Source organism: Streptomyces sp. URMC 126, assembly GCF_051386555.1.
Lineage (GTDB): Bacteria > Actinomycetota > Actinomycetes > Streptomycetales > Streptomycetaceae > Streptomyces.
In genome coordinates, this window is the sequence record NZ_JBPQTX010000764.1 from 1 (window position 1) to 290 (window position 290).

The 290-nt window shown below is 75.5% G+C and carries 1 protein-coding gene; it reads right to left on the reverse strand.

The features are described 5' to 3' along the window. Window positions 1-290, reverse strand: a 290-nt coding sequence (locus tag ACSNOK_RS33805; protein WP_436784577.1) for a hypothetical protein, incomplete at both ends; no start/stop codon positions are given.

Sequence of the window (290 nt, forward strand, 5' to 3'; positions counted from 1 at the left end):
GTGCCACGTCGTCACGGGGGCTGTCACGGGTGCTGTCCGGCGGGCCGTCGCGCGGGCCATCGGGCAGCAGGGTGTCCGTGACCCGGCCGCAGATCCGTTCCAGCGACACCTCCGGCCGCGGTGAGGGCTCAGGCTCCGGCGAGGAGCCCGGCGGCGGCTTCGGGCCGCGCAGCGCGGACGCTAGCAGCGCCATGCGTGCGTCGATGTCGCCGTAGGCGCGGCCCTCCTTGAGCAGGCCGTCGGTGTACAGCGCCAGCAGACTGCCCGAGGGCAGCTCCACGGCGGCGGAC